The organism is Sandarakinorhabdus cyanobacteriorum (assembly GCF_002251755.1).
Classification (GTDB): Bacteria; Pseudomonadota; Alphaproteobacteria; order Sphingomonadales; family Sphingomonadaceae; genus Sandarakinorhabdus; species Sandarakinorhabdus cyanobacteriorum.
Genome location: NZ_NOXT01000004.1, coordinates 1 through 1,547, shown reverse-complemented (window position 1 = coordinate 1,547; position 1,547 = coordinate 1). Strand labels below are relative to the sequence as shown.

Genomic DNA, 1,547 nt, shown 5'->3' with positions numbered 1-1,547 from the left:
ATTGACGCTCGTGCAAGCGATTTAATAGGTCCTGAGCCTAGAACGATCAGGGTAAACCATGGCCAAGGCGTCGCCCATGGGGACTGGACCCTCACATTCTCCAGCCGGGCTATGGCCGCTTGAACGGCCGCCTGCTGGAAATGCAGGTCCTTGATCGCTGCCTTCATCACGCCAGCCTCGACATAGCTTGTCGCGTCATCGGCCAACAGCTCGACCTCCCCGAGGAGCCGCAGCACTTCGCGCAGGCGTGGCAGGGCGTTCGGATCAGGGGTGCCGAGCAACGCCATGGCCTCCTGATGCTTGCTCTTGGCCAGCGTCAGCATCTGGCTGATGTGTTCAACAGCAGCGTCGGGCAGGTCTGGATCGGAAGCCTCCATGGGACACTCTTACCCCATCTTCGCGGCAGGTATATCCCCCCAACGGGTCGTGAAGCTGGGCGAAAGGTTCTCCCGCCGCATGCGCCATTCAGCATCCTTCTGGGCCAACCCCAACCGGGCGGTCCCACGGCCATAGCGATCGTTGATCCGGTCGATCGCCTGCATCAGCCCGTCGTCCGGAGCCTCCATAACGTCGAAGAGCGATGCCGGGGCAGCCCCAGGGGCTGTCAGATCGAGCAGCAGCACGCCAGCCTTCCGCCAGCCATATCCATCTCTCCAGATGCGTTCGAAGATCCGCAGGACGGCGGCAGTGATGTCGCGGGTGTCTGACGTTGGCCGGTGGAACGTCGCAGAACCCGATATCGACTTCTGTGGCATGTCCTGCGCGAACGGATCGGTCCGGACGAATAGCTGCACAGCGCCTGCCACCTGACCGGCATGACGCACCTTTTCGGCCGCCCGCTCGGCAAAGCTCATCACGGCATCATGGACCTGGCCCTTGTCGAAGATGGCCGTGCCGAAGGTGCGAGAACAACAGGTCGTCTGTTTCGGCGGCGGCTGATCTTCCAGCGCGTGGCAGACGAGGCCGCGCAGCTCGTGGACGGTTCGAAGGCCGACGATACCCATTCGCTGGCGCACCCAGCCGTCCTGAGCGTTGGCGAGGTCGTGGGCTGTGCGGATGCCGCGCTCCTCCAGCATAGCGCTCCAGCGGCGCCCCACGCCCCAGACATCGCCGATCGGCGTTTTGCGCAAGGCCGTCTCGATCCAGTTTGGGTGATGCACCAGGTCCAGCACGCCGCCGGCCTTTGCCGACTTCTTCGCAAGCCGGTTGGCCAGCTTGGCCAGAATCTTGGTCGGGCCCACGCCGACGGACACCGGAATTCCTGTCCATTGTAGGGTCGTTTGCCGAAGATCACGGCACCATTCGGTCAGGTCCGCCACGGCCAAGCGGTCGAGATCCAGGAAGCACTCGTCGATGCTGTAGATCTCATGCCCGGGGGCATTCGACCCCAGAACGCTCATCACGCGTTCGGATATGTCACCATAGAGGGCGTAGTTGGATGAGCAGACGGCAATGTTATGCTCCTCGACTAGGTTGCGGATCTTGAACAGCGGTGCGCCCATGGCGACAGGTGTCAATGGACACCCAGTGTTACGAGCTAACGCGAC

At 62.7% G+C, this 1,547-nt stretch carries 2 protein-coding genes; both read right to left on the bottom strand.

Annotated elements, in window-relative coordinates:
• The coding region (locus CHU93_RS00035) for a hypothetical protein (RefSeq protein WP_133064231.1) at positions 1–377 on the bottom strand (377 nt) is incomplete at its 3' end.
• Positions 378–386: 9 nt separating this feature from the next.
• Complete coding sequence (locus CHU93_RS00030; RefSeq protein ID WP_094472190.1) at positions 387–1,502, bottom strand: Y-family DNA polymerase; 1,116 nt, start codon at positions 1,500–1,502, stop codon at positions 387–389.
• Between the last annotated feature and the right edge of the window lie 45 nt (positions 1,503–1,547).

Bases quoted from the DNA above. Each gene is read 5' to 3' on its own strand.
- CHU93_RS00030 (WP_094472190.1), bottom strand. From the start codon at position 1,502: ATGGGCGCACCGCTGTTCAAGATCCGCAACCTAGTCGAGGAGCATAAC.